We start from the raw sequence: 22,772 nt of genomic DNA on the forward strand, positions 1-22,772 counted from the left end.
GCCCCTGCCCTTCAGCCCGCCAGGACCCCCGACCACCGGCCCAGCCCTTCAGCCCGTCCGGCGTTTGAGGACGAGGCCCTTTCAGGGCCGACAGCGAGGGTCTGGGGGCGGCAGCCCCTAGGGACGGGACGGGAAGGGGCGGCGGGGGCGAGAACCCTGTACGGGACGCCAACCCACCCCCGCGCCGAGGCCACACGGAACGACAGCCGCCCCCGCCGGGCCGGTACAGGACGACCGTCGGGCCCAGCCAAGCCGGTACGGGACGACAGTCGGGCCCCGGCCCAGCCACCCCCTCACCGGAGGTGAACACGCCGTCGGAACGCCCGCCCGCGCACCGGGCGACAGGACACCGCCCCAGCCCAGGGCACCGTCACGCGGAGAGCTCCTCCCGCAACGCGTCCCGCAGCCGCGCGGCCCGCTCGGCCACCTCCGCCGGCCCGAGCGACACCGCCCGGTCCGCCCACCGCTGCCCCTCCGCCAGCTCGCCGCGACGCGCGTAGACCAGGGCCAGCCGCAACGCCGCCCGCCCGTGACCCGCATCGGCCGCCCGCGTCCACCACACGGCCGCCTCGGGCTCGCTGCCCTCCCGTGCGAGCAGCAGCCCGAGGTTGAAGGCGCCGTTGCGCGACCCGGCCTCCGCCGCGGTCCGGTACCACCGCGCCGCCTCGACCACGTCGCCCCGGGCGGCGGACAGCATCCCGACCCGCACCTGCGCGCGCCGGTGCCCCTGCGTCGCCGCCCGCTCGTACCACTCCTCGCACTCGGTCTTCTCGTGCACGATCTCCCCGAGCTCGTGCGCGGGCTGCGGCGGCCGACGCGCGTCGAGCACCGCGGCCAGCCGGTACGCCGCCTCCGCACTGCCCCCGCCGGCGGCGCAGCGCAGATGACGCTCGGCCTCCTGCTCGTCGCCGTCCCGCAGTCGCGCGATGCCGACCTGGAGCGCCGCCTCGGTGTGTCCGGCCGCCGCGGCCCGCTCGTACCAGCGCAGGGCGACGGCCTCCTCGCCCCGCCCGGCGAACAGGATCCCGAGGTTGAACGCGGCGTCGACGCTGCCCGCCTCCGCCGCCTTGGAGAGCCAGGGCTCGGCCCCGGCCGTGTCGCCGCCCTGGAGCAGCAGCACGGCCAGCGCGTTGGCCGCCTCCCGGTGCCCGGCGTAGGCGGCACGGCGGTACCACTGCTCGGCCTGCGCGGTGCGGCCCTGCTCGGCGCAGAGCAGGGCGAGGTTGTAGGCGCCGTTGTCGTCGCCCGCGTCCATCGCGGCCCGGTACCAGCGCTCGGCGGTCTGCGTCTGTCCGCGCTCGGCGTGCAGCGCGCCGAGCGCGTTCGCCGCGTTGCCGTCGCCCTTCTGCGCGGCCCGCAGCCACCAGACGGCGGCGTTCTCGGTGTCGCCGGCGTCGCGCAGCAGGAACCCCAGCGCGCAGGCGGCGCGCGCCTCGCCGTCCTTGGCGGACGTCAGGTACCAGCGGCCGGCCTCCTTGAGGTCGCCCCGCCTCTCCAGGATCGTCCCGAGGTGGAGGGCCGCCCGGCGGTGGCCGCGCGCGGCGGCCTGGCGGTACCACTGCTCGGCCTCCGACCGCGCCGCGACACCGTTGTCCTGTCCGCGACCCTCCGGCGCGCCGCCCGCGGGCCGGAGCTCGCCGGGCTCGCCGGGCTCGCCGGGCTCGCCGCCCTGCTCGTGGTCCTTCAGGTCGAGGGCCCGGGCCAGGCGGTACGCCGCCTCGCGGTGGCCGCGCTCGGCGGCCGCCCGCATCCAGCGCTCGGCGCCGGCGTCCCCACGGTGCTCCAGGAGGTCGGCGAGCGCGTAGGCGCCCAGCGCGTGCCCCTGCTCGGCGGACTGGCGCAGCCAGTACTCGGCGGCCGGCTCGTCCCCGCACTCACGGCAGTGGCGGCCCAGCGCGTGGGCGGCGGCGGCGGAGCCCGCGACGGCGGCGACCCGCCACCAGCCGGCGGCCTCGTCGGGGTAACCCCTCTGGTGGAGAAGGACGCCCAGGTTGTTGGCGGCGGCCCGGTCGCCCTCGGCGGTGGCGGCGCGAAGATGGGGCTCGGCTCCGTCGAGGTCGCCGCGGCGCAGCAGCATGGCCCCGAGGACGCTCACGGCCTCGACGTCGCCGGCTTCCGCCGCGAGTCGCAGGCGCATCTCCTCGACGGCCTCCCCCGTCTCGACGGCGTCCGCCGTCTCGTCCCGGCTCTCGTCCGGGGTCGCTTCCTCACCGGAAGGCTGCACAAACCGCCCTGTCTCGAACAGAGTTGCCTTGTCCCCCATAACGTCCATCGTCGCACCACCCGCAACCCGGGTACACCTGGTATACCGCGGCCCGTAAGGTCACTTCAGCGTTTTGTCGACATGCCCACAGAGAGACAAGTGAAACACAGATAGCCCAACTCCCCACCGCGGCGCGGCCATAGCTCCCCCCGGCACATGCGTTCGCACACCACGAAGGCCCGGATCCGTTTCCGGATCCGGGCCTTCGCCTTCAGTAGCGGGGACAGGATTTGAACCTGCGACCTCTGGGTTATGAGCCCAGCGAGCTACCGAGCTGCTCCACCCCGCGTCGTGTTCCACAACCGTATCACGACGCGGGACGGGCCTGACCAGCCGCTAGCTGCCGCTGGGACCGGGACTGGGACTGCCGGTCGGACTGCCGGTCGGCTTGCCGCCGGTGCCGGCGCCGGGACTCGCCGAAGCCGACGGGCTCGGACTGCTCCCGGGCTTGGCGCCCTTGTCCGCCTGGGCCTGGGCGTCCTCGGCCCGCTTCAGCGCGGCCTCCAGGTCCTTCTGCGCCTTGGCGTACGCGTCCCAGTCGGGCTTCTTCAGCGCCTCCTGGCCGGCCTCGAAGGCCTTCTGCGCGTCGGCCAGCGCCTGGCGGACCGTCGGGTTGGACGACGTCGGCGGCGGTGTCGTGCCCCCGCCCTCGTCCGACGGAGGCGGGGTCCCCGCCTCGGCGCCGAAGACCTTGTTGAGGGCCTCGTCCAGGGTGTCCTCGAAGGCGGTGTTGCCGCCGTAGGTCACCAACACCTTCTTCAGCAGCGGGTACTTGAGGCCGCCGCCGCGCACGTAGACGGGTTCCACGTAGAGCAGGCCGCCGTCGAGCGGAACCGTCAGCAGGTTGCCGTACTCGATGTCGGAGTCGCCGCCCTTCAGAAGTCTGATGGACTCGGCGATGTCCTGTTCGGAGTTGAACTGGCTCTGCACTTGTTTGGGTCCGTCGACCGTCGTGCTCGTCGGCAGCTTCAGGACTCTGATCTTGCCGTAGTCGGGCGTGCCCGCCTCGGAGTCGACCGCCATGAACGCGCTCAGGTTGTCACGGCCGTTGGGCGTGAACGTCGTCGTCAGCGAGAACGCCTGCGCCTTCTGGTCGGGCATCCTCATGCTCAGGTAGTAGGGCGGCACCGCGTCGCCCGACTTGTTGGACGGGTCGTCCGGCACCTGCCACACCTCGCTGCCGCTGAGGAACGTCGTCGCGTCCTTCACGTGGTAGCGGGTGAGCAGCTCGCGCTGGACCTTGAACAGGTCCTGCGGGTAGCGCAGATGGGCCATCAGCGAGGGCGAGATGGACGACTTGGCCTTCACCGTGCCGGGGAACGCCTTCATCCAGGTCTTCAGGACGGGATCCTTGGTGTCCCACTGGAAGAGCTTGACCTCGCCCGTGTACGCGTCGACGGTCGCCTTCACCGAGTTGCGGATGTAGTTGACCTGGTTCTGCTGGGCCACCACCGCACGGTTGTCGTTCGTCGCGGTCAGCGAGTCCGCCGTGGTGTCGCCGAGGGTCGTACGCGAGGCGTACGGATACCCGTTGGTCGTCGTGTAGGCGTCGACGATCCACTGGATCTTGTTGTCGACCACGGCCGGGTAGGCGTCGCCGTCGATGGTCAGCCAGGGGGCGACCGCCTCGACGCGCTCCTTGGGCGTGCGGTTGTACAGGATCCGCGAACCGTCGCCGATGGCGCCGGAGTAGAGGATCTGCGGCTCGCCGAACGCCACCGCATACGCGGCGCGGTTGACCGGGTTGGAGAGGTTGACCCCGCTCTTGCCGGTGTAGCTGGTGGTCTTCTCCCCCTGGTCGTCGGAGTAGTCGATCTCCTTCTGGGGACCGCCGACGATCGAGTACGTGGTGGTCTTCTCCCCGTAGTAGACCCGCTGCTCGTAGCTGCCGAGCTCGCCCTCCGAGGGCAGGTTGGACTCGGTGAAGACCGGGCGCCCCTCGGAGTCGGACGTCGTCCCCTTGGCGGCGACCACGCCGTAGCCGTGCGTGTAGCGGAAGTGGTTGTTGATCCAGTTCTGCTTGTCGACGCCCGCGAGGTTCAGCTCGCGCAGACCGATGACGGTGTCCTCGTCGGTCCCCTTCACGTTGTAGCGGTCCACGTCCAGGTTGGTCGGGAACGCGTAGTACTTCCGCATCTGCTGGAGCTGCTGGAAGGTCGGGGAGACGATGTTCGGGTCCAGGACGCGGATGCTCGCGGTGGAGTCGACGTCGTCGCGCAGGGTCGTCTTGTCCTTGGTGGTGCTGGTGCCCGAGTACTCGGTGACCTGCGCCCCCGCGATGCCGTACGCCTCGCGCGTGGCCTTGAGGTTCTTCTCGACGTACGGGGCTTCCTTGGCCTGCTCGTTGGGCTGGACCTGGAACTTCTGGACGATCGCCGGGTAGAGCCCGCCGATGAGGATCGCCGAGAGCACCATCAGGCCGAAGCCGATGACCGGCAGCTGCCAGGTGCGCCGCCACAGGGTGGCGAAGAAGAGCAGGGCGCAGATGACGGCGATGCAGAACAGGATCGTCTTCGCCGGGAGATAGGCGTTGGCGTCGACGTAGCGCAGGCCCGTCCAGTTGTCGGTGGCCTTGAAGTCGCTGGACTTCACCGCCAGGCCGTAGCGGTCGAGCCAGTAGGCGACCGCCTTGAGGGCGACGAAGATGCCCAGCAGCACCGACAGATGACCGGTGGCCGCGGCCGTGGCGCGCGCGCCGGGGCTGGTGACCCGCAGCCCGCCGTACAGGTAGTGGGTGAGCGCGGCGGCGATCAGCGACAGGATCGTGGCGGCGAAGCCGAAGCCGAGCAGGAACCGGTACCAGGGCAGGTCGAACGCGAAGAAGGACACGTCGAGGTGGAACTGGGGGTCCTTCTGGCCGAAGGACACACCGTTGACCCACATCAGCCAGGTCCGCCACTGACCCGCCGCGGAAGCGCCGGCGATCAGGCCGACCAGCGCGGTGATGCCCAGCAGCAGCCACGTCTTGTACGGGGCGATGCCCATGCGGTAGCGGTCGAGGCTCTGCTGCTCCACGGACATCGCGCTCAGCGGCGGCCGCAGCCGGTGCGCCAGCCAGATGTTGACGCCGACCGCGAGGGCCATCAGCAGACCGAAGACGAAGAACAGCCCGATCTTGGTCCACAGCGTGGTGGTGAAGACCGACGAGTAATGCACCGAGCGGTACCAGAGCCAGTCCGTCCAGAACCCGGCGAACATGGTGAACGCCATGCCCAGGACGGCCAGGACGCCCAGTGTCGTGAGCAGGGTCCGGACACGCCGGGACGGGCGGCCCACTCTGATCCGCGGCCCCGTGGGGCCTCCGCCGCGGTCCGGCATCTGGAAAGCCAAGGTGCGCACCTCGAAAGTCGCAGTAGATCCGTCAGGCCCGCGTGTTCGTGGACCGTGGGTGGCCCCCCGTGATCGCGGGCCCACACCTATGCAACTTACTCACGGTTTACTCGGTTCCCGATTCCGGCCAGGAACGAGAGAGGATTGTGACCATGTCCAACACTCCCATGGCGGCGAGCCCGCTCACCCGGGCCGTTCTCGAGATCGACGAGTACGCCTCCGGCCTCGGCTGGGACCAGCCCGCCCGCCTTTTCGCCCTCGTAGACACCGCCCGACTGCGCGCCCAGGAACCGTCTCTCGCCGCTCAGCTCGGCCTTCAGGACGAGCCCGAGACGACCGGCCTCACCCCCGTCGAGCAGGACGAGGTGCCGGCCGACAAGCCGCTCGACGAGTTCCTCGCCACGATCGCCTGGCCCGACGCGGTGGTCGGCTGCGCCCTCACGGTGGAGCGTCTGATGCTGCCGCCGTCCGCCGAGGCCCAGGTCCCCCAGGGGCTGAGCGAGGCGAAGCTCGCGAAGTGGGTGTCGGAGCACCCCGACCGCCAGGAGGTCCGCATGACGGTCGGCGTACTGCGCGACGGCACGCGCGACTCCGCGCTGCGGCTGCGGGAGAAGGACGCCCCCACGGAGGTCCTCACCGGCGCGGGCCTGGTGCCCGGTCTCGCGGAGGCGCTCTCGGCGACCTTCGCCGACTAGCGGCTCCCGGCCCCCGCGAGGGGGCCCCTGCGGCTACTTCGTGCAGGAGGGCAGGCCGGCGGTGTCGCCGCTGCGGATGTCCTTGAGGGCGCCGAGGGCGTCGTCGATGGTGTGGACCTTGACGAGCCTGAGCCCCGAGGGGGTGTCCTTGGCGGCGGCCGCGCAGTTCTCGGCGGGCGTCAGGAAGTACCGCGCGCCCTGGCTGCGCGCGCCGACCGTCTTCATCTCGATGCCACCGATCGGCCCGACCTTGCCGTCGTCGTCGATGGTCCCGGTGCCGGCGACGAACGTGCCGCCGGTGAGACTGCCCGGGGTGAGCTTGTCGTAGATGCCGAGGGCGAACATCAGGCCGGCGCTGGGGCCGCCGACGTCGGCGAGCTTGATGTCGACGGTGAACGGGAACGTGTGGTCGGTTCCGGCCGAGATCCCGACGATGGCCCGCTTCTGGCCGCTGTCGTCGGAGGCCGCGGTGGTGACGGCGACGTCCTGGGTCCCGGTCGCGGTCTTGTGCGCCTTCTCGGCGGCCGCCTGCTCCTTGGCCGGGACGATGGTGAAGACGACCTTCTCGCCCGGCTTGTGCTTGGTCACCAGCTTGGCGACGTCGCCGGGCTGCTTCACCGCCGTCCCGTCGACCGCCTTGATCACGTCGCCGGCGTGCAGCCTGCCCTCGGCCGGGGAGCCCTTGACCACGGTCGAGACGATCACCCAGGACGTCACGGGGACCTTCAGCTCCTTCAGGGCCGCCACCTTGGCGCTCTCCTGGGACTGGCTGAACTCCTCGGCGTTCTCCTGGGTGGACTGCTCCTCGGTCTTGCCGTCCGGGTACAGCGTGTCGTGCGGGACGACCTTGGTGTCGTGCGCGAGCCAGCCGTAGACGGCCTCGACGAGGTTCATCCGGTAGTCGGCGCTGGTGACCCGCACGGTCGTCATGTTCAGGTTGCCGCTGGTGGCGTACGTCTTGCGTCCGGAGATCTGCAGCACCGGCTCGCCGTCGTGGTCGCCGAGCGTGTTCACCGTGGGCCCCGGGGACATCTCCGCGTACGGCACGGGGATGAGCACTCCCGCGCACAGGAGCGCGATCAGCATCAGGGTGGAGGCGAGCATCGTCGCGGTGCGGCGTGGCATGCCTCGACATTACGGGACCGGTCTGTCAGCGCACCGTCAGGGCTGCCACCCGGGTCACGTACGCGAGTGGGGCCTCTCCATGGCTTCGCGGAAGCGGGCGTACCCGTCCAGCTCGGGACCGTCGCTGCGGGCCTTGCGGGTCCGGTTGGCCCAACTGCCCCACAGGCCCGCGCCGATCGCGGCGACCAGCGGAATCAGCAACCAGACGAGCGCCGCCATGCCGACCTCCCAACCCCTGACGAACCACCGCAACTGACTGATCAGCAGATTAACCGTTCGCACTGACAACGCTCACGGCAGGGGTGCGGTTACGCAACCGGACGGGTGACCGTTCGGCGGACGCGGCCGGGTCCGCCGCGGGCGCCGGGGCCCGGTCCGCCGCGGGCCGGGGTCAGCAGGCGCCGACCCACTCCTGCGTTCCGTCCGAGAACGTCTGGTGCTTCCAGATGGGGACCTCGTGCTTGAGATCGTCGATCAGCTTGCGGCACGCCTCGAAGGCCTCGCCCCGGTGCGGACAGGACACGGCGACGACGACGGCGAGATCCCCGACCGCGAGATCGCCCACCCGGTGGACGGCGGCCAGCGCCCGCACCGGGAAGTCGGCGACGACCTTCTCCGCGACCCTGCGCATCTCGGCCTCGGCGCTGGGATGGCACGAGTACCCGAGGGCGTCGACGTCAGCGCCCCCGTCGTGGTTGCGCACGGTCCCCACGAACAGCGCGGTGCCGCCGGCCGCGTCGTCCCCGACGGCCCGGAACACCTCGTCCAGCGAGAGCGCGGAGTCGCGTACGGCGATGAGCTTGATGGGGTCCGGGCTCGCGTGCTCGCCCGGATGGACGTCGATGGCTGCCATACCCCCATCGTGCCGCACCCGGGAGACGAGCCGGAATAGCGTGATCGCCCGGTACCCGCGCGTGCCGCTTCGGAGCGACCTACGAAAGCCGCGCCTCCTGCGGGGCGGGGCGGCGGAGGGGGCGCTGCCGCTCCGCACGCCCCCCGGATCATCTGCGCCGGGCCTTGCGGGCGCGCCGCACGACGGCCGCCGCGCCCAGCAGGGCCACCGTCGCGCCGGCCGCGCCCGCCGCGGTCGCGTCCTTGCGCCCCAGCCGCCGTCCGACGACGGTGTGCCGCCCGGAGACCTCCTCCAGCAGCTCCGCGAGGACCTCCTCGTTGGTCCACCGCGGCCGCCACCCGGCGTCGTGCAGCCGGCTGCCGCTCACCACCCAGGGGTACATCGTGTAGGCCAGATCGCCCGCCGGGGACGGGGTCAGCCCGATCCGGTGCAGCCGGGCCGCGGCGCCCAGCGCGACCGCCGAGGGCAGCTCCATCCGGCGGATCCCGCTGAGCTCCTCGACCTCCTCCTGCTCCAGCCAGCCGTCGCATCCGACGGCGAGCTCCCCGTCGACCTTCTCCAGGACGGCGTACTCCAGGGCGCTCACCAGGTCCTCGACGTGGCAGAACTGCCAGGCGGGCCGCGACCCCGCGACGACGAGCAGCCGCGGTGACTCGAAGTACCGGGTCAGCGCGGTGTCCGTGCCGCCGACCAGCATGGCGGGCCGCACCACGGTGACGTTGAGCCCCGGATGCGCCCGGGGCGCGCGTCGCGCGAGGCGCTCGATCTCCAGCAGGTCGCCGACACCGGTCGCCTCGGCCGTCGCCCGCAGCTCGGCGTCCTCGGACAGCGGCAGCTCGTTGTCCTCCAGCGCCCCGTAGACCATGGCGGAGGTGCACAGCACCGCGCGGTGCACCCCGGCCGCCGCGGCCGCCGTCAGCACGGTCTGCGTACCGCGCACGTTGTAGGCCGTCCGGGCGGCGGCGTCACTCCCCAGGTCGAGGTCGAGTGCGAGATGGACGACGACGTCCGCCCCGCGCAGTTTGTCGGCGATCGCAGGGTCGCGGACGTCCAGGATGTGCCACTGCGCCGCGTCGCACTCACCGCGCCGCTCGTCGATGGCGACGACCTGCTTGACCTCCTCCGACGCGGCGAGACGCTCCGTGAGCTGCGCGCCCACCCCGTTCGCCGCGCCGGTCACGGCGACGACGGGCCCGCGCGATGCGCCCGGGGTCGATCGGTTTCGCGCTGCGCGAACCTGCGGATCTGGGGAACTCACCAGGTGTCTCCAGCGGTTGTCTTGGCATACGGGCGCGAGTGACGCGTTCGTACCAGGTGGCATCCATCCTGCCGCAGGCCAGCAGTCGGCGAAGCACCGAGGCCCGATCGAGCCGGGGTGTCTACGCTGGGTGGTGTTGCAGGGCAGCCGCCGCCGGCCGAGAACCGGTGGCCTTACCAGCCGAGGAACCCCGTGAGTGACACCCCATTCGGATTCGGCCTTCCGCCGGAGGAGCCGGAAGACGGCGACGAGGGCAAGAAGAAGGACTCGCAGAGCGGCGGTGGTCAGGGACCGGCCAACCCGTTCGGCTTCGGCGGGCTGCCCGGCGCAGGAGGCTTCGGCGCTCCGGGCGGTCCCGGCGCGGACAACCCCCTCGCCGCCATGTTCGGCTCGCTGAACCCCAACGACCTGGGCGCCGCGTTCCAGCAGCTCGGCCAGATGCTCTCGTACGAGGGCGGCCCGGTGAACTGGGACATGGCCAAGCAGATCGCCCGCCAGACGGTCTCCCAGGGGACGTCCGACGGCGTGAAGGACGCGAGCGTCGGCCCCTCCGAGCGCACCGCCGTGCAGGAGGCCGTCCGCCTGGCCGACCTGTGGCTGGACGACGCGACCTCCCTGCCCTCGGGCGCCGGTTCCGCGGTGGCGTGGTCGCGCGCGGAGTGGGTCGAGGCCACCCTGCCCGCGTGGAAGGAGCTCGTGGACCCGGTCGCCGAACGCGTCGGCGCCGCCATGGGCGACGTCCTGCCGGAGGAGATGCAGGCCATGGCCGGCCCGCTGATCGGCATGATGCGCTCGATGGGCGGAGCGATGTTCGGCTCGCAGATCGGGCAGGCCGTCGGCGTCCTCGCGGGCGAGGTCGTCGGCTCGACCGACATCGGCCTTCCGCTCGGCCCGGCCGGGCGCGCGGCGCTGCTTCCGGTGAACATCGCGGCCTTCGGCAAGGACCTGGGCGTGCCGCAGGACGAGGTGCGGCTGTACCTGGCCCTGCGCGAGGCCGCCCACCAGCGCCTGTTCGCGCACGTGCCGTGGCTGCGCTCGCACCTGTTCGGCGCGGTCGAGGGCTACGCGCGCGGGATCAAGGTCGACACCGCGAAGCTGGAGGACGTCGTCGGCCAGTTCGACCCGCAGAACCCCGAGCAGCTCCAGGACGCATTGCAGCAGGGCATGTTCCAGCCGGAGGACACCCCCGAGCAGAAGGCCGCGCTGGCCCGCCTGGAGACCGCTCTGGCGCTCGTCGAGGGCTGGGTGGACGCGGTGGTGCACGCGGCCGCCAAGCCGCGGCTGTCGTCCGCCGACGCGCTGCGCGAGACGCTGCGCCGGCGTCGCGCCACCGGCGGTCCCGCCGAGCAGACGTTCGCCACCCTGATCGGCCTGGAGCTGCGCCCGCGCCGGCTGCGCGACGCGTCCCGCCTGTGGGCCTCGCTGACCGACGCGCGCGGGGTCGACGGCCGGGACGCCCTGTGGGCGCACCCGGACATGCTGCCCACGGCCTCCGACCTGGACGACCCCGACGGCTTCGTGCACCGCGAGCACATGGACTTCTCCGAGCTGGACAAGATGCTCGGCGAGGCCGCGAGCGGCGGCGGTCTCGGCGAGAAGCCGAACCTGAAGAAGGACGACGGCCCGAAGGACGACGGGCCCGAGAGCGACGGCGGGAACGGCTCCGGGGGCGACGGCGCCGCGTGAGCCTGTACGACGACGCGGTCCTCGTCCTGAAGGGGTACGAGGGCCAGGAAGAGCTGCGCCGGTCCTACCTGGATCACCTCCAGGCGCATCCGGACGGCATGTGGAAGGCCTGCCGGGAGGGTCACGTCACGGCGAGCGCGCTGGTGATCGACCCGGAGCAGGGGCGGGTGCTGCTGACGCTGCACAAGAAGATGCGGATGTGGCTCCAGATGGGCGGCCACTGCGAGCCGGTCGACGAGTCGCTGGCGGCCGCGGCCCTGCGGGAGGCGACCGAGGAGTCGGGCGTCGCGGGACTGACCCTGCTGCCCGGCGGCCCGGTCCGGCTCGACCGGCATGCGACGCCGTGCGCCTGGCACTACGACGTCCAGTACGCGGCGACGGCCCCCGCCGGGGCCGTGGAGGCCATCAGCGACGAGTCCCTGGACCTGCGCTGGTTCCCGTACGCGCAGGTGGCGGAGGTCGCCGACGAGTCGGTCGTCCGGCTGGTGGAGGCGACCCGCGCGCGGCTGTGAGCCGGAACGGGTAAGGGGCGACCTTCCAGGCGGTCGCCCCTTACGTCGTGCCGTCGTGCCGTCGTGCCGGGCGATCAGCTCCAGACGTTGCCCTGGTTCTGCCCCCGCGCCCCTTGCTGGCCCATGCCGTACTGGGCGGCCAGTCCGGAGCCGATGGCCGCGTTCTGCGGCGGCAGCAGCTCGCTGGGCTGCACCAGCGCGTAGCCGGAGCCCATGAAGCTGAGCTCCCAGCCCTCACCGGTGCTGCCGCGCCGGCGCCACACGCCGGAGGAGTGGGTCTGCGCCTGCATCTGCACCCGCAGCCCGGTGGACCAGGCGACGATGGCGTCGGCGTCGCAGTTGACGTACTTGTCCGGGGTGACCTGCATCATCAGCGGCGCGCCCGAGGTCATCAGGGCGACCTTGCCGCGGCCGGTGATGTTGAGCTGGTACTTCCCGGAGCCGGAGATGCCGTAGAGGCTGTCGACGGCGATGACCTCGTGGTGCAGCGAGGAGTCCATGGCGAGGACGTAGCTGCTGTCCACGGTCAGGCCGTCCTGCTCCACGTCCATCACGTGGATGTGCTGGGCGAGGTTGGCGAGGTAGACCGTGCCCTGCCCGTGGCAGCGCATCAGGTCGAGCCCCTCGCCGGTGTACGCACGCGCGCGTCCCTGCTGGTTGCTCTGGTACTCGGCGTCGAACTCCATCAGCCCCTGGTAGGCGACCATCGTGCCCTTGCGGGCGAGGATGTCGTCGTGGCCTCCCAGCGTGACCCGGAGCATCTGCTTGTTCTGCAGACTCCAGCGTTCCTGGGTCTGCGAGTCGTTGTGCGCGAAAAGTGGGCTCTGCATGACGTTTCTGGCTCCCCCTCAGCCCCGGACCCGGAGGCGGTCGGTGCTGTCCTCGCTGGGCTGGACGACGACGATGCCCTGGCCCGAGAAGGCCATCTGGTAGGCCTCGCCGCTGCCCCGGCCGATGAGCGACTGCGCCTTGAAGCTGCGCTTGCCCTTCACCTTCAGGTTCGGGGACCAGGCGACGAGCGCGTCGGGGTCGACGTACGTCTCGTCCTCGCCGCCGCCGCAGTCGACCACGATCGGCTTGCCGCGGGAGGTCAGCGCGACCCATCCCTGGCCGCTGATCTTGGTGTTCCACAGGCCCTGGCCCGCGAACTTCGCGAGCCCCTTGACGCGCTCGACGCCCCAGGTGAGGTGTGCGTCGAAGGCGAGCAGGTTGGTGGCGTTGACGGAGATGCCGTCGCCGTTGAGGTTGATCACGACGACGTTCGCGCCGTAGTCGGCGAGGTAGAGCAGTCCGTCGCCGGTGCACTTCATCAGGGGCGCGCCCTCGCCGGTCATCCAGTCGCGCGCGATCTGGCGCACGGCCGGCGGGTTGGGCTCGTACTGGACGAAGCCTTCGTAGGCGACCATCGAGCCCACGCGCGCGAAGAGGTCGTTGCCGGTCTGCATGGCGACCTTCAGCATGTGGTTGCCGTGGTTCTCCATGCGGGCGGTGACGGGTGCGGGGGCGTAGCCCGCGAGCGGCTGGTTCATGACGGGCTCCCTCAGACCTCGTACGGCTGGACGACGATGAAGTTGCCGGGAGCACCCCGGAACTGGAGGTTGACGCTCTCTCCGGTGTCGCCCGGGTAGGCGTTGCGGCGCATCCTCACCTGGCTGGAGACGACCACCTGGGCGGCGGCCGACCAGGCGACCACGGCGTTGCAGTCCGCGAACGTGGTGGGCGTGACCGGCAGGACGACGGGCGTGCCGTGCGTCTTGACGACGATCGTGCCGGTGCCCTGGAACTGCATGGTGAACAGCGCGCCGCCGGGGATGCCGTGCCCCTCGATGCGACGGACCTCGTACTGGAGGCTCTCGTCGAAGGCGAGGACGTTCTCGGCGGAGACGCAGATCGCGTCGCCCTGGAGTTCGATGGGGTGCACGTGGGTGGAGTTCTCGGCGAGGAAGACCTGCCCCTGGCCGGTGCAGCGCATGAGCTGCATCTCCTGGCCGGTGGCGTTGCCGACGATCCGGCCGGCGAACCCGGCGCCCTTGTAGCTGAAGTCGACCTTGCCCTGGTAGAGGACCATGCTGCCCTGGCGGGCGAGCACCGGCTGGCCGCCCATGCCGAGGTCGACGCGGATCAGCTTCTTGTTCTGCTGCGTCCAGCGCTGCCCGGTGGGCGTCTCCTTGAACTGCTGGAGAGCGGCGGCCACACCGGCGCCGCCCTGCGGGGCGCCCTGCGGCACACCGTAGGCCTGCTGGCCCGGGACCTGCCCGAACGGCGGCTGCTGACCGTAGCCGGGCGGCGGGGTGGGCTGCCCGTAGCCGGCCGGGGCCGGCGGAGCCTGGTGCTGCTGGCCGTAGCCGGGCGGCATGGGCGCGGTCGGCGCGGGCCCCTGACCGTAGGGCTGCTGCGGCGGCTGGCCGTAGGGCGCCGGGGCGGGAGCCGGGGGCGGGAGATGGCCGCCGCCGGGCGGTGCGAGGGGCGCGACGATGGTCGGCGCGGCGTGCACCGAGGGCGCGGGCGCCGGGGCGTGCGGCGCGGGCGCGCCGGGCGGGGGTGCGAAGCCCTGCGCGGCGGGCTGCGCCTGGTGCGGGGCGGGCTGCTGCGGGGCGGGGGCCGGTACCGAGGGGGCGCCGAAGGCGGGGGGCGCGAAGCCGGGAGAGGCGCCGCCGGCCTGGGGCTGAGCGGGCGCGGGGGGCGCCTCCTCCTCCGCGACCTCGCCGCCGAAGTTCTTCAGCAGCGCGTCCAGACCGCCGTCGAAGCCCTGACCGACGGCCGCGAACCGCCAGACGTCCTTCAGGTAGAAGTCGCCCAGCATCACGGCCCGCTCGGTGGTGAACTCCGCGCCGCTGAACGCGTAGCGGGCCACTTCCTCACCGCCCGCGACGATGCGCAGGTGGCCGGGACCGATCTGCGACATCTGGCCGGCGCCGTCGAGGGTCGCCGTGAAGGAGAGCTTCTGGATCTGCGGCGGGATCCGGTCGAGGGTGACGCGGAAGGACTCCGTGTCCCCGGCCTGGGCGCCCAGGAGCTGGATGGACTCCTCGGGAGACTTCGGCTGGTTGAAGAAGACGAAGTACCGGTCGTCCGAGAGCCGCTCGTCGGCGTCGAGGCCGAAGCAGCTGATGTCGAAGGTCAGGCCGGGTGCGGTGATCTGCACGCCTACGTACAGATCGGTGCCCGCGGTGAGGTCACTGATCTTGGCCTTGTGGCCGCGCTGGAATTCCCTGGGCATGCGTAACGACCGTCCCCCATCCCGATTGCGAGTGCGTCGCGTCAGGCTAACGGCAAAGTCGGACAACGCACGATGTCGGTACAGACCCGGTACACAACCGCCGTCCCCCGGGGCCGGACGGGCTCACTGCGCGCGCGGAGCAGGTCACTCCCCGCGTGCGCCCGGCGCGTGGGGCAGCCGCTCGGCCGCGACGACGCCCTCCAGATAGCCGCGTGCGCGCTCGGTGCGCGGGTACGCCTCCAGCAGCCGCCAGAAGTCCGGACCGTGGCCGGGCACCAGCAGATGCGCGAGCTCGTGGGCGAGGACGTAGTCGATGACGTACTCGGGCATGCCCTTGAGACGGTGCGACAGCCGGATGCTGCCCTCGGCCGGGGTGCACGATCCCCACCGCGTGTTCTGGTTGGTCACCCAGCGGACCGAGGCGGGCCGGGCCCGGCCCCCGAAGCACTGGTCCGACAGCCGCTGCGCGCGCTCGGCCAGCTCGGCGTCGCCCGGCACCCGACGGCTCTCCTGGGCGGCGAGCTTGTCGAGCATGACGCCGACCCAGCGTTGCTCCTCGGCCTCGGACATCCGGGCGGGGATGAGCACGATGGTGCGGTCGCCCTCGCGGTACGCGGAGACCGTCCGACGTCGACGGGCGCTCCTGCGGACCTCGATGGCGCTCGCCCGTGAGCCGCTCGGCGGCTGGCTCGTCGTACGGCGCTGGGGTGTTCCGGCGCGGTGCAGTGGGTCGGCGGACACGCCCCGACGTTACCCGCTGCACACGGCGGAAGTCCCGACCCCGGGGCCGTTCGGTTGCGATCTCTCCTGCCGCTTTTGCCTCGTACGACGCATTTGTACGACGAATGCCTCTGCCTGTGGACAACTTTCGGCGGGCTCCGGCGGGCCCGGGCATGCTGGCACTCGTCGGCGGAGCGAGGACACCCCACGCCCCGCTCCGCCGACGTGACGGGGAGTTTCCAGGCATACGGGGGCCTTCAATGCATCCGATCATGAAGCCCGCGCTGCGGCGCGGCTGGCGTGACCTCAACACGGTGCAGTTCGGGATGACGCCGGCGCACGCACTGACACTCGGCCCGGTGGACACGGCCACCGGGAGTTTCCTCGACCTGCTGGACGGCACGCGCGGGCCGGCGCTGCTGCGCGAGGAGGGTCGCCGCATGGATCTGCCCGACGGCCATGTCGACCGGCTGGTCGAGCGGCTGGCCCGGGCCGGACTGGTCGACGACGCACGCGGCGGCGGACCGGACGCCGAGGCGCTGAGGGAGAAGAAGGAGGTCATGGACCGGTTGCGCCCCGATCTCGCCGCGCTCTCCCTCCTCACCCCCGAGCCGGGCGAGGCGATGGCGCACCTGGCCGCCCGGCGCGGGCTGCGGGTCCAGGTGCGGGGCGCGGGGCGGGTCGGCGCGGTGCTGGCCGCCCTGCTGGCGGGGGCCGGCGTCGGCGAGGTGGACGTGCGCGACGGCGGCCGGGTGGAGCCGGGCGACGTCGCTCCGGGCGGCCTGCCGGCGGAGGCGATCGGCGAGCGCCGGGACAAGTCCGCCCGCCGCGCCGTACGCCGGGCCGCACCCGACCGCCCGCCGCGCAGGCTCCCGGGGTCCCCTTCCGGTCCGGACACTCCGGGCTTCGGCCTGGTGATCCTCGCCCCGAGGGACGACGTGTCGGTGCACGCGCCCCCGCCCTCGGCGGCGGAGCCCCTGATCGCCTCGGGCACCCCTCACCTCTATGCGGGCGTGGTGGAGGGCACGGGCGTCGTCGGCCCCCTCGTGCTGCCGGGCGAGACGGGGTGCGCGGGCTGTCTGGAGCAGGAGCGCGTCGACCGGGATCCGGCGTGGCCACGGCTGGTCGCCCAGTGGCGTTCCGGCACGAGGCGGGCGACACCCGCCTGTGACCTGGCCCTGGCCACGGCGGTCGCCGGGCTGGCGGCCGCCCACGCCCTCGCCTTCCTCGACGGCCGGGCGCCGGCCGTCGAGGCCGCCCGCTGGGAGGTGAGCGCCCCCGCCCTGCGGTGGCGCTCTCGACCGGTACGGCCCCATTCGGCGTGTCCGTGCGGGGCGGCCCGCAAAGGTGAGCGGGAACACCCCTCCGAGGACCGGGGATCGCACGCGACAATGGAGAGGCATCGGCATCCGACGGAGCATCGCCGTACGGCGGACGCGACGCGGCTGTCTGGGACTTGGAGGGCGCATGTCTGATCTTCCCCGGAAGGCGGTCACCCGGACCGCCAAGCTCGCCGCGCTCCCGCTCGGCTTCGCCGGGCGGGCGACCTGGGGCCTGGGCAAGCGGATCGTGGGCGAGTCCGCGGAGATCGTCGGCCGTGAACTGCAGCAGCGCACCGCCGAGCAGCTCTTCAAGGTGCTGGGCGAGCTCAAGGGCGGCGCGATGAAGTTCGGGCAGGCGCTGTCCGTCTTCGAGTCCGCCCTGCCCGAGGAGGTGGCCGGCCCCTACCGCGCGGCGCTCACCAAGCTCCAGGACGCGGCGCCGCCGATGCCGACCCGCACCGTGCACGCCGTGCTCACGGCCCAGCTCGGCGAGGACTGGTCCGAGCTCTTCCTCGAGTTCGACGACAAGCCGGCCGCGGCCGCCTCGATCGGCCAGGTGCACCGCGCGGTGTGGCACGACGGCCGGGAGGTGGCGGTCAAGGTCCAGTACCCGGGGGCCGGCGAGGCCCTGCTGTCCGACCTGAACCAACTCAGCCGCTTCGCACGGCTGTTGGGTCCGCTCATCCCCGGCATGGACGTGAAGCCGCTGATCACGGAACTGCGGGACCGGGTCTCCGAGGAGCTCGACTACGGCCTGGAGGCGCAGGCCCAGCAGGCCCACGCGGACGAGTTCGTCGACGACCCCGACGTCGTGGTGCCGGCGGTGGTCCACCAGTGCGACCAGGTCCTGGTCACCGAGTGGATCGACGGCGTGCCGCTCTCCGAAGTGATCGCCGACGGTACCGAGGAGCAACGCGATCGCGCAGGTCAGCTGCTGTCCCGGTTCCTCTTCTCCGGTCCGGCGCGCACCGGCCTGCTGCACGCCGACCCGCACCCGGGGAACTTCCGGCTTCTGCCCGGCGGCCCCGGAGGCGAGGACGACTGGCGGCTGGGCGTGCTGGACTTCGGCACCGTCGACCGGCTCCCGGGCGGACTGCCCGACCCGATCGGTGAGTCACTGCGCATGACCCTGGACGGAGAGGCCGAGGCGGTCTACGAACTCCTGCGCAGGGAGGGGTTCGTCAAGGAGTCCATCGAGCTGGATCCCGACGCGGTCCTCGACTACCTCGAGCCGATCATCGAGCCGGCCCTGGTGGACGAGTTCACCTTCACCCGCGGCTGGATGCGCAGCCAGGCGGCCAGGATCGCCGACATCCGCTCCCCCGCCCACCAGTTGGGCAAGCAGCTCAACCTGCCGCCGGCCTACCTGCTGATACACCGGGTGACGTTGAGCACGATCGGCGTGCTGTGCCAGCTCGGCGCGACGGTGCGGCTGCGCGAGGAGCTGGAGGAATGGCTGCCGGGCTTCCTCCCGGAGGAGACCGACAAGGACCTGGGAGCGCTGGAGGACACCGAGGAGCCGGAGGAGCTGGAAGCCGAGGATTCGGTCGCGGAGGCGTGAGGCGGAGAGCGAAGGCGTACGAGGGGGGCGGGGTGGCACGAGAGGGAAGGCGGTGTGACGCTTCTCACCACCGCTGCGACCTCACCACCACTCCGAGTCCAGTCGTCCCTCGATCGCCCTGAGGTTGTCGCGGGCACAGGCCTCGCAGTAGTGGCGCCGGACGCCGTGCTCCACGGAGCAGGTCCAGGTGAGGGGCGGCGGCTGCGCGGTCCGCGCACCGCAGTGCGCGCAGGCCACGAGACCGGACCCGGACGAGGAGTCGCCTCGCTCGCCGCCCCCGGCCGGGTCGCCGCCCCCGGCTCGGTCGCTTTCTCCGGCTCGGTCACCGTCTGCGGCTCGGTCACTGTCTCCGGGAGGACGCGTCATCCTCGGGACGATAGCGCCGCTGCCGGGGCTCGTCCGCACAACGCACCGCGGGGGCCGGTCCGTTCGGACGGACCGGCCCCCGCGGGGAAGAGCTTCGCCTCCCGACGGATCGGGAGGCCACCGCTTCAGGTGGGTGTCGTTACTGCATCACGGCCATGGCGAGCGCCCGGCGGGCGCGCAGCGAGGCGCGCTCGGCCCGACGCTGCATCCGGCGAGCGGCCAGCAGGCGCGCGGCCTGACGGCCCTGCTCGGCCTCGCGCAGTCGGTCGTGCATATGCGCACGAGCCAGGGCTTCTGGGATGAGTTGCATCTCGCGGGTCCTGTTCTGACGCGAGTCGTACGCGCCGGTGGTGGTGACGTCTTCGGTCGCGGAGCCTGCGGGCTCGCTGGTGAACGGCTTCATCGGGGCCTGCTTCTTGGGGTCTTGCGTGAGGGGGCGGTCGATCGTTCCTGCGATGTTCATGCTGTGACCGGGTTCTTGCGCGGGCGACCACGCGGCCGCTTGCGGGCGACGACGACACCCTGGACGAACAGCTCGCCACCCCAGACGCCCCAAGGCTCGCGACGCTCCTTGGCGCCGGCGAGGCAGGCCTCGACCAGCGGGCAGGTGCGGCACAGGGACTTGGCGTACTCGACGTCGGCCGGCGTCTCGGCGAAGAAGACTTCCGGGTCGTACGAGCGGCAGGGGACGGGCACGCCGAGGTTCTCGATGGCGTCGTCGAGCGCGGTGAGCGCCGTGAGCGGGGTCAAGGTGGGGTCCTTCGTGAGGCCGGGCGGGGGGATCGTTTCGGAAGGCGGTACGGACGGGGCGTGCGCTTCGAGTTGCACGGTGTGTTGTTCCTCGTCTGGTCGGTCCGGTCCGGTGGGACCGGTTGTCGGCGGGTACCGGGTTCTTTTCTTGTCCCGAGGCCCCTTCGCTCCGTCGTCCCCGTGATCGGGACAAACAGAAGGGCCGCGGATCCCGGGTGGGGTTCCGCGGCCCTGAAGGCGCCGGCCTGATCGAAGATCAGGCTGGATCACTCCAGGGTTCCGGCCCACGGAAGGCCCACATCAGGTGGTGCTGCGTCGTCTGCTTCCGGAATCCGGCACCGGTCGCGGCAAAGGCATAGGCATGCGCCTGACCCTTTACTGCTTCCAGTGCCTCGGTCGGTCGCTCATTGCGCTCGCGGACGGGAAGATCCACGGAGGCAACGGAGGAGGACACGATCCGGCCGGCACTGATGCCGGACAGACCGGTGCCCAGGGTGGAGGCGCCGAGCATGCACGAGGAGACGACCGAGAGATCGGTCAGTTTGGCGGCAGAGCTGCGGTTGATGATGATCACTGGAATCGCCTCCTCTCGGCGTCTCGGGGGACCGGGGATGAGCCCGGTCCGACGGATGTGCAAGCAAGTACAGCACGGAATCAGGGCCTTGGAGAAGGCCGCCGTTCCCGTGTCTAAGAACCTATGGGGATTGCCGGGGCATGCGCAAACTATTTTTCCGACGAGTTCGGATCAATCTCCCGCGCACCGCCCCTCAGTCCTGCGCGTCGCCCTCGGCCACGTCTTGGCCTGCGCAGATGGCCAGAACGTCGGCGCCGTAACGGTTGAGCTTGCGCACTCCGACGCCGGGGATCCGGGCGAGCTCCCCGTCCTCCTCGGGCACGGCCTCGGCGATCGCCATCAGCGTCTTGTCCGTGAAGACGCAGTACGCCGGCTGCCCGCTGCGCCGCGCCTGGACCGCCCGCCAGTCCCGCAGCCGCTCGTAGAGCCCCTCGTCCATGTCGGAGGGGCAGTCCTCGCAGCGCATCAGCTTCATCTCGCCGGCGTCGGTCAGGGTCCGCCCGCAGACCCGGCAGCGGGCCGGGCTGCGCCCGCTGCGCCGCGGCACGGCCGGCGCGACCGCCGCCGCCCGGCCGAAACCGCGCTCGATGCCTCCGGCGCCTCCACCGGCCCGGCCCGCGGCGGACGCTCCCGAACCGGGGCGCAGCCCGTCGAGGAAACGGCTGGGGCGACGACTGGCGCGGCCGCCCGGGGAACGGGAGAGCGCCCAGGAGACGTGCAGACGTTCACGGGCCCGGGTGACGCCGACGTAGAGCAGGCGGCGCTCCTCCTCGATCTGCTCGTCCGTCCGGGCGTAGGTGATCGGCATCATCCCCTCGGCGACGCCGACGAGGAACACGACATCCCACTCCAGGCCCTTCGCCGAGTGCAGCGAGGCCAGGGTGACGCCCTGGACGGTCGGGGCGTGCTGCGCGCTCGCCCGCTCGTCGAGCTCGGCGACCAGATCGGCCAGCGTGGCGCCGGACCGGGCGGCGGCGAAGTCCTGCGCGAGGTGGACCAGCGCGGCCAGCGACTCCCAGCGCTCTCTGACGGCTCCGGAACCGGCCGGCGGCTGCGTGGTCCAGCCCTCGCCCGACAGGACGGCCCGCACCTGGGAGGGCAGGTCGACGGCGTCCTCCAGAAGCGTGTCGTTGCCGCCGAAGCGGGCCGCTCCGCGCAGGGCGACCCCCGCCTTGCGCACCTCGGGCCGGTCGAAGAACCGCTCGGCGCCGCGCAGCTGGTACGGGACGCCGAGATCGGCCAGCGCCTGTTCGTACGTCTCCGACTGCGCGTTCGTGCGGAACAGGACGGCGATCTCCGCGGCCGGGACGCCCGCGTCGAGGAGCTCGCGGATCCGGCGGGCCGCGCCCTCCGCCTCGGCCGGCTCGTCGGGGTATTCGGTGTAGGCGGGCTCGGGGCCGGGCGCGCGCTGGGAGACCAGCTCCAGGCGGTGGTCCGCGGCGCGGCCGCGGGCCTGGGCGAGCAGACCGTTGGCGAGATGCACGACCTGGGGCGTGGAGCGGTAGTCGCGCACCAGCTTGACGACGGTGGCGCCCGGGTGGCGCGTGCGGAAGTCGAGCAGGTGGTCGGGGGTGGCGCCGGTGAAGGAGTAGATCGTCTGACTGGCGTCGCCGACCACGCACAGGTCGTCCCGCTCGCCGAGCCACAGTTCGAGCAGGCGCTGCTGGAGGGGGCTGACGTCCTGGTACTCGTCCACCACGAAGTGCTGGTACTGGGCGCGCACCTGCTCCGCGATGTCGTGGCGGTCCTGCAGGACCGCCACCGTCAGCAGCAGGACGTCCTCGAAGTCGATGACGGCGCGGGCCCGCTTGAGTTCCTCGTAGGCGGCGTAGAGCTGGGCGATCTCGGCCGGGTCGCGGGGGATCTCGCGCCCCGCCTTGGCGGCGGCCAGGGCGTAGTCGGCCGGGACGGTCTGGGTGACCTTGGACCACTCGATCTCCGCGGTGGCGTCCCGCAGCTCGCCCCGGTCGAGCCGCAGGCGGCACGCGGCGGCCGCGTCGGCGACGAGCTGGATCTTGCGGTCGACGAGCCGGGGAAGGGATCCGCCGATCGCTTTCGGCCAGAAGTACTGGAGCTGACGCAGGGCCGCGGAGTGGAAGGTGCGGGCCTGCACCCCCTGGGCGCCGAGCTGGCGCAGCCTGCCTCGCATCTCCCCCGCGGCACGGTTGGTGAAGGTGACGGCGAGCACGCTGGAGGGCTGGAGGATGCCGGCTCGGACGCCGTAGGCGATGCGGTGGGTGATCGCCCGGGTCTTGCCGGTACCGGCTCCCGCCAGCACGCACACCGGACCGCGCAGGGCGGTGGCCACCTCGCGCTGCTCGGGGTCGAGCCCTTCGAGCACCGCGTCGGCCGAGTCCGGTGCCTGCGGGAAGAGGGAGGAGTGCGTTGCTGCTGTCACACAGCCATGCTGCCAGGTCACCGGAGACGGACGGGCCGGTTGTCCACAGGCGGGCCCCCGCAGTCGTACTAATGCGGGCCCGACGGTGGACGAGTGCGGCGAGCGTCACTCCGGCGCCCGCTCCCGACCGGCGGTCGCG

The 22,772-nt window shown here is 72.2% G+C and carries 20 protein-coding genes and 1 tRNA gene; 5 read left to right on the plus strand and 16 right to left on the minus strand.

What is annotated here, in order from left to right:
• Positions 1-370 precede the first annotated feature (370 nt).
• From KMS84_RS21315 to KMS84_RS21325, 3 genes are all read right to left on the minus strand, one after another.
• Positions 371-2,272, minus strand: coding sequence for a tetratricopeptide repeat protein (locus tag KMS84_RS21315; protein WP_256917954.1), 1,902 nt, complete (start codon positions 2,270-2,272; stop codon positions 371-373).
• Positions 2,273-2,478: 206 nt separating this feature from the next.
• Positions 2,479-2,552 (minus strand) — tRNA-Met (locus KMS84_RS21320).
• Positions 2,553-2,599: 47 nt separating this feature from the next.
• Positions 2,600-5,581, minus strand: coding sequence for a UPF0182 family membrane protein (locus tag KMS84_RS21325; RefSeq protein WP_256917994.1), 2,982 nt, complete (start codon positions 5,579-5,581; stop codon positions 2,600-2,602).
• A 164-nt stretch (positions 5,582-5,745) separates the two neighbouring features.
• Here KMS84_RS21325 and KMS84_RS21330 point away from each other — a divergent pair, with 164 nt between their 5' ends.
• Positions 5,746-6,288, plus strand: a complete 543-nt coding sequence (locus KMS84_RS21330) for a PPA1309 family protein (RefSeq protein WP_256917955.1) — start codon at positions 5,746-5,748, stop codon at positions 6,286-6,288.
• 33 nt (positions 6,289-6,321) lie between these two features.
• Here the strand turns inward: KMS84_RS21330 and KMS84_RS21335 are convergent, their stop codons facing one another.
• From KMS84_RS21335 to KMS84_RS21350, 4 genes are all read right to left on the minus strand, one after another.
• A complete protein-coding gene (locus KMS84_RS21335) occupies positions 6,322-7,413 on the minus strand; it encodes a YlbL family protein (protein WP_256917956.1) in 1,092 nt (363 codons plus the stop codon).
• A 54-nt stretch (positions 7,414-7,467) separates the two neighbouring features.
• Complete coding sequence (locus KMS84_RS21340; RefSeq protein WP_256917995.1) at positions 7,468-7,695, minus strand: hypothetical protein; 228 nt, start codon at positions 7,693-7,695, stop codon at positions 7,468-7,470.
• A gap of 109 nt (positions 7,696-7,804) precedes the next feature.
• Positions 7,805-8,266 carry a molybdenum cofactor biosynthesis protein MoaE gene (locus KMS84_RS21345; RefSeq protein WP_256917957.1) on the minus strand — a complete coding sequence of 154 codons (462 nt, stop codon included), beginning with the start codon at positions 8,264-8,266 and terminating at the stop codon, positions 7,805-7,807.
• Between the two features lie 148 nt (positions 8,267-8,414).
• Positions 8,415-9,524 (minus strand): SDR family oxidoreductase, encoded by a 1,110-nt coding sequence (locus KMS84_RS21350; protein WP_256917958.1) that lies wholly within the window; start codon positions 9,522-9,524, stop codon positions 8,415-8,417.
• Between the two features lie 192 nt (positions 9,525-9,716).
• On the opposite strand from KMS84_RS21350, the gene KMS84_RS21355 reads away from it, so the two are divergent.
• Both KMS84_RS21355 and KMS84_RS21360 read left to right on the plus strand, forming a co-directional pair.
• A complete protein-coding gene (locus KMS84_RS21355) occupies positions 9,717-11,210 on the plus strand; it encodes a zinc-dependent metalloprotease (RefSeq protein WP_256917959.1) in 1,494 nt (497 codons plus the stop codon).
• Positions 11,207-11,722 carry an NUDIX hydrolase gene (locus KMS84_RS21360; RefSeq protein WP_256917960.1) on the plus strand — a complete coding sequence of 172 codons (516 nt, stop codon included), beginning with the start codon at positions 11,207-11,209 and terminating at the stop codon, positions 11,720-11,722. The genes KMS84_RS21355 and KMS84_RS21360 overlap by 4 nt, the downstream gene beginning before the upstream one ends.
• Before the next feature lie 74 nt (positions 11,723-11,796).
• Here KMS84_RS21360 and KMS84_RS21365 read toward each other — a convergent pair whose 3' ends face one another.
• The 4 genes from KMS84_RS21365 to KMS84_RS21380 form a co-directional block, all read right to left on the minus strand.
• A complete protein-coding gene (locus tag KMS84_RS21365) occupies positions 11,797-12,552 on the minus strand; it encodes an AIM24 family protein (RefSeq protein ID WP_256917961.1) in 756 nt (251 codons plus the stop codon).
• 18 nt (positions 12,553-12,570) lie between these two features.
• On the minus strand, positions 12,571-13,251 hold the full coding sequence (locus KMS84_RS21370) for an AIM24 family protein (protein ID WP_079659796.1): 681 nt from the start codon (positions 13,249-13,251) through the stop codon (positions 12,571-12,573).
• An 11-nt stretch (positions 13,252-13,262) separates the two neighbouring features.
• Positions 13,263-14,942, minus strand: coding sequence for a TerD family protein (locus tag KMS84_RS21375; protein WP_256917962.1), 1,680 nt, complete (start codon positions 14,940-14,942; stop codon positions 13,263-13,265).
• 144 nt (positions 14,943-15,086) lie between these two features.
• Complete coding sequence (locus tag KMS84_RS21380; protein ID WP_256917964.1) at positions 15,087-15,683, minus strand: M48 metallopeptidase family protein; 597 nt, start codon at positions 15,681-15,683, stop codon at positions 15,087-15,089.
• A gap of 239 nt (positions 15,684-15,922) precedes the next feature.
• Here KMS84_RS21380 and KMS84_RS21385 point away from each other — a divergent pair, with 239 nt between their 5' ends.
• Positions 15,923-17,137, plus strand: a complete 1,215-nt coding sequence (locus tag KMS84_RS21385; protein ID WP_256917965.1) for a TOMM precursor leader peptide-binding protein — start codon at positions 15,923-15,925, stop codon at positions 17,135-17,137.
• Positions 17,130-18,545 carry an ABC1 kinase family protein gene (locus tag KMS84_RS21390; RefSeq protein WP_256917966.1) on the plus strand — a complete coding sequence of 472 codons (1,416 nt, stop codon included), beginning with the start codon at positions 17,130-17,132 and terminating at the stop codon, positions 18,543-18,545. The genes KMS84_RS21385 and KMS84_RS21390 overlap by 8 nt, the downstream gene beginning before the upstream one ends.
• An 81-nt stretch (positions 18,546-18,626) precedes the next feature.
• Here the strand turns inward: KMS84_RS21390 and KMS84_RS21395 are convergent, their stop codons facing one another.
• From KMS84_RS21395 to KMS84_RS21415, 5 genes are all read right to left on the minus strand, one after another.
• The gene (locus tag KMS84_RS21395; RefSeq protein ID WP_256917967.1) at positions 18,627-18,782 is read right to left on the minus strand and encodes a hypothetical protein; all 156 of its coding nucleotides are present in this window, start codon (positions 18,780-18,782) and stop codon (positions 18,627-18,629) included.
• A gap of 268 nt (positions 18,783-19,050) precedes the next feature.
• Positions 19,051-19,374: a putative WhiB-interacting protein gene (locus KMS84_RS21400; RefSeq protein ID WP_069771665.1), complete on the minus strand. Its 324-nt coding sequence runs from the start codon at positions 19,372-19,374 to the stop codon at positions 19,051-19,053.
• The gene (locus KMS84_RS21405) at positions 19,371-19,739 is read right to left on the minus strand and encodes a WhiB family transcriptional regulator (protein ID WP_256917968.1); all 369 of its coding nucleotides are present in this window, start codon (positions 19,737-19,739) and stop codon (positions 19,371-19,373) included. The genes KMS84_RS21400 and KMS84_RS21405 overlap by 4 nt, the downstream gene beginning before the upstream one ends.
• Before the next feature lie 178 nt (positions 19,740-19,917).
• The gene (locus tag KMS84_RS21410) at positions 19,918-20,235 is read right to left on the minus strand and encodes a hypothetical protein (RefSeq protein ID WP_256917970.1); all 318 of its coding nucleotides are present in this window, start codon (positions 20,233-20,235) and stop codon (positions 19,918-19,920) included.
• Between the two features lie 193 nt (positions 20,236-20,428).
• On the minus strand, positions 20,429-22,633 hold the full coding sequence (locus tag KMS84_RS21415) for an ATP-dependent DNA helicase UvrD2 (protein WP_256917971.1): 2,205 nt from the start codon (positions 22,631-22,633) through the stop codon (positions 20,429-20,431).
• Between the last annotated feature and the right edge of the window lie 139 nt (positions 22,634-22,772).

It is taken from the genome of Streptomyces hilarionis, assembly GCF_024539675.1.
Lineage (GTDB): Bacteria > Actinomycetota > Actinomycetes > Streptomycetales > Streptomycetaceae > Streptomyces > Streptomyces hilarionis.

Excerpts from the sequence above, each read along its gene's own strand:
- KMS84_RS21345 (WP_256917957.1), bottom strand. The coding sequence starts at position 8,266 with ATGGCAGCCATCGACGTCCATCCGGGCGAGCACGCGAGCCCGGACCCC.
- KMS84_RS21370 (WP_079659796.1), bottom strand. The coding sequence starts at position 13,251 with ATGAACCAGCCGCTCGCGGGCTACGCCCCCGCACCCGTCACCGCCCGC.
- KMS84_RS21335 (WP_256917956.1), bottom strand. The coding sequence starts at position 7,413 with ATGCCACGCCGCACCGCGACGATGCTCGCCTCCACCCTGATGCTGATC.
- KMS84_RS21385 (WP_256917965.1), top strand. The coding sequence starts at position 15,923 with ATGCATCCGATCATGAAGCCCGCGCTGCGGCGCGGCTGGCGTGACCTC.
- KMS84_RS21325 (WP_256917994.1), bottom strand. The coding sequence starts at position 5,581 with ATGCCGGACCGCGGCGGAGGCCCCACGGGGCCGCGGATCAGAGTGGGC.
- KMS84_RS21315 (WP_256917954.1), bottom strand. The coding sequence starts at position 2,272 with ATGGACGTTATGGGGGACAAGGCAACTCTGTTCGAGACAGGGCGGTTT.
- KMS84_RS21365 (WP_256917961.1), bottom strand. The coding sequence starts at position 12,552 with ATGCAGAGCCCACTTTTCGCGCACAACGACTCGCAGACCCAGGAACGC.
- KMS84_RS21400 (WP_069771665.1), bottom strand. The coding sequence starts at position 19,374 with ATGAACATCGCAGGAACGATCGACCGCCCCCTCACGCAAGACCCCAAG.
- KMS84_RS21330 (WP_256917955.1), top strand. The coding sequence starts at position 5,746 with ATGTCCAACACTCCCATGGCGGCGAGCCCGCTCACCCGGGCCGTTCTC.
- KMS84_RS21375 (WP_256917962.1), bottom strand. The coding sequence starts at position 14,942 with ATGCCCAGGGAATTCCAGCGCGGCCACAAGGCCAAGATCAGTGACCTC.
- KMS84_RS21390 (WP_256917966.1), top strand. The coding sequence starts at position 17,130 with ATGTCTGATCTTCCCCGGAAGGCGGTCACCCGGACCGCCAAGCTCGCC.